3 protein-coding genes and 1 pseudogene are annotated in these 3355 nt (G+C 60.2%); 1 reads left to right on the plus strand and 3 read right to left on the minus strand.

Annotated features, from left to right (window positions below; genetic code table 11):
• Positions 1 to 471: pseudogene (locus AC1DSN_RS20280) on the plus strand (glycosyltransferase family 2 protein); the annotation flags it as partial.
• Here the strand turns inward: AC1DSN_RS20280 and AC1DSN_RS20285 are convergent.
• From AC1DSN_RS20285 to AC1DSN_RS20295, 3 genes are all read right to left on the minus strand, one after another.
• Positions 468 to 1127, minus strand: coding sequence for a class I SAM-dependent methyltransferase (locus AC1DSN_RS20285; RefSeq protein WP_477296593.1), 660 nt, complete (start codon positions 1125 to 1127; stop codon positions 468 to 470). The pseudogene AC1DSN_RS20280 and the gene AC1DSN_RS20285 sit on opposite strands and share 4 nt — an antisense overlap.
• Before the next feature lie 123 nt (positions 1128 to 1250).
• Positions 1251 to 2228, minus strand: coding sequence for a glycosyltransferase (locus AC1DSN_RS20290; RefSeq protein WP_477296594.1), 978 nt, complete (start codon positions 2226 to 2228; stop codon positions 1251 to 1253).
• A 5-nt stretch (positions 2229 to 2233) separates the two neighbouring features.
• Positions 2234 to 3088 carry a glycosyltransferase family 2 protein gene (locus tag AC1DSN_RS20295; RefSeq protein ID WP_477296596.1) on the minus strand — a complete coding sequence of 285 codons (855 nt, stop codon included), beginning with the start codon at positions 3086 to 3088 and terminating at the stop codon, positions 2234 to 2236.
• Positions 3089 to 3355: the final 267 nt, after the last annotated feature.

Raw genomic sequence — 3355 nt, forward strand, 5'->3', positions numbered from 1 at the left:
GAAGACATGTATCTTTGCTGTGCGGCGCGCCAACTCGGCTACGACGTACGATGCCTCCCCGTTACGGGGTACCGTCACAGACAGGGCCTCAGTTTCGGTGGAAATCGCGTCGACGATGGCAGATTGGTAACGACCTATCGTCGGCGGGCCCTTAGCGAGAGGAACAAGACGTTCCTTCTGGCAGTATTCACCCCTTCCGGCGCGTGGCGCGTCCTGCTTGCGCTTCATCTGACAGTGCTGTTGACTGAGGGCGCCGTCCTCTCGCTAATCCGCAGGGATCGTCGACTCTGGAGCGAAGTCTATCTTGCCACCGCCCGTGCGACCTGGACCCACCGCGCGCAACTTCGCTTGGTCCGGCGCGAACTTCAGACAAAACGCACCATCGACGCGAAGCACTATTACGCCGCCTTTACCTGGCTCCCACGCAAACTGGCTTTGCTGGCGCGTTATGGACTGCCCACTTTCCGCTAGACGTCTTTACGAAACAGAAGGAACGGTTCGTGGGGGTTAACGCCATGGCGGTGGAAGTCAACGTGCCCCAGGAGCTCGTCGTGAGTACTGACGCACGGCGTCATGCCCGAGAGATGCGCAATATGTTCCGCAATATCGCTACCGAATAGCCTCACGTGATCCTCTTGTCCGTACAGTTCTAGACGTGCATCCTCCGCCTGTACGCCCGGATCCTCGAACATACGGTGAAGTACTCGGCTGTAAGGCGTTTGCAAAATGGCAAGCCCCCCGGGCACAAGTACCCGTGCCACCTCGCGAAGCGCCGCCGCGAGATCGGCAACATGTTCCAGTACGTGATTTGCAATGAGCAGATCGAACGAGTCGTCGGCGAATTGCATGGCCGTCATGTCCACCCGGACGATTTCCGCTGATCCCGGCGCGATATCGGCTCGTATGTAAGTCGTCGGCCGTGCGGCGACGATCCGCTCCGTCAGCTTCTTCTCTGGCGCGAAATGCAGCACCCGCCCACCCGATACGCGCGACATGAGCGACGTGGCGTCCAGATAGAGGACAAGGTGGCGGAGTCGGTCGTTGGCGCCACAGCGCGGACACTCGAAGTGATCGACGTCGCTGCCGTTCAGTTGAAGCTGTCGCATCGCCGGCGACACGGAAGCCATACCCCTTCGGTAAGGAAGGAACCCGCCGACACGTCGAGTGCAAACGGCGCACTCGTACCTTCGAGGTGTGAGCCAGCCGAGGACGGCGGCGCGCGCCATCCGAAGGAATCGCTTCGACATAAGTTACCGGAAGTAAAGTACGCGCAGATGAGCGCGAAGGAGGAAGGACCCCGTAATCTGGATGGCCTGCCGCATACCCTCGGCAGCCACCTGGAGCGTGCAGCGCCCCATGAACCGAGGCCGCGACTCATGGGACAGTCTTGACAGCAGTGGCCACCACTCAGTGATGAGTGCAAGGCGACGAAGACTCAACGAGCGAAAGACAACGCGCCGAACGAAGTCTGCACACGCTTCTGCCCGAACCTTTGGCGACACCGTTGGCAACGCCTTCTCGATGGCTTCGAAGTACTGGCGACGAACCGCTTCGTTGTCTCGTCGCAACATCGACCCTGCAGAGTTCACGCGGTAGCCGACAAAGGGTTTTGCAGTGTAGACGATCGGTCCTAGTGCGCTCAGCTCAAGGTGCATGCGGTAGTCGATGAAAGGGGGTGGCAGCGCGAGGATTCTTCCGCGAAATTGAGCGCGATAGAGCAATGAACTGTGGTTGAGGAAATTGCCGCGCCGAAGGAGCGCCGCGGTATCAAACCTGCCTGAGGTTGCGTTGCTGAACCAGCCTACCGGCTCGCGCGCGTCATCGAAAACCAATGCATTGGTGCACGACGCACTACAGTCAGGAGCCTCTGCTAGCGCGCCAAGCTGTTCGCGAAGTTTGCCAGGTAGCCACATATCATCGCCATCGAGGTGAGCGACAAAGTCTCCCTCTGCGGCTTCGATGATCGCGCGGTAGTTCCCGATCGGACCCAGCCGCGAGGCGTGCACCACGTGGTGTACCCGCCCTGGCCAAGCCCTGGCAATGTCGGCGACGATCTCGCTGGTGCCGTCGGTAGACATATCATCGCCAACCCAAAGCTTGACATCGGCGTCCACCTGCTGGCATAGCACGCTTACTAGGCAATCTGCGATGTAGGCAGCGTGGTTAAATGTGACCACGCAGACGGCGACGGTCGGGCGCGAGCCGGCAACTTCAGCCATGGTTTCCATAGCGGTCAATCCGTTCGCCGATACGTCAGTGACGTAATCTGCTCCGATACCAGGCCAATGAGAAACACAATGACGGAGGCACTCCACATAAGCGTGCTACCGTTTGTCAGGCGGCCGTAGCTCAGAAAGGTAAAAGCATAGTTCACGCAGCCGGCGAGAAAGAACAGGAAGCTCACCGGCACGAACAATTTGAGCGGCGAATATAGCGTCGCGATCTTGAAGATGATCAGCAAAAAGCGAATGCCGTCCTTTAAGGGTTTGATGTGGCTTTTGCCTACCCGCTCGGCAGCCTTGATTGGTTCGTAGGCCACGCCATAGGCACTGCGAAAAAACGCCATCGTGCTGGTCGTCGGATACGAGAACCCGTTCGGCAGCAAATGGATGAACTCACGGAAGCGTTCGGCCCGAGCCACCCTAAACCCCGACGTCAGGTCGGCAACCACATGCCCGGTCATCCGGCTAGCCAACCAGTTATAGAGCGTGTTGGCGAGGCCACGGCCCACGCCCGCCTGGCTCTCCCAGTCGCGCGCGCCGACCACCATGTCGAAACCCTGCTCAAGCCGGCCGACCATGCGGGCAATGTCTGCTGGGTCATGCTGGCCATCGCCGTCCATGAAGACGAGGATCTCGCCGGTTGCCTTGCGGGCGCCGCGCTTGATCGCCGCGCCGTTGCCCATCGAGTATGGGGAGGAAAGGCAGATAACACCGGACGCCGCGCACACGGCGCGGGTGTCGTCGGTCGATCCGTCGTCCACGACGATGATCTCGGCGCCCGGCTGGGCAGCGGTCAGGCGGGGAAGAAGGTCTTTCAGTGCGGCCGCCTCGTTTTTGGCGGGCAGGATAATGCTGATACGGCTCAAGATATGTCCCCGATGGTCGTTGAATCATAAGGGATATCCGCCTCGGGAAACGAGACACCCTGCCCAGCGCCCGCCTCAGCTGCCTGGTCCGCACTTTCACGCCTGAGCGCGTGACCAAACCCACAATCTAGAGTAGATTCAGGCGCGTATCTCGGGGAAACGGGACCCAAAATGGCTTCACAAATGCAGGCGCCCATGCTGGCGGGTCTGACGGGTATGGCGCGTCGGTTAGTCACCGAGGGCGTCCTGGCCGAGGCAGACGTGCGC

The organism is Luteibacter sp. P4_D7_3 (assembly GCF_056401735.1).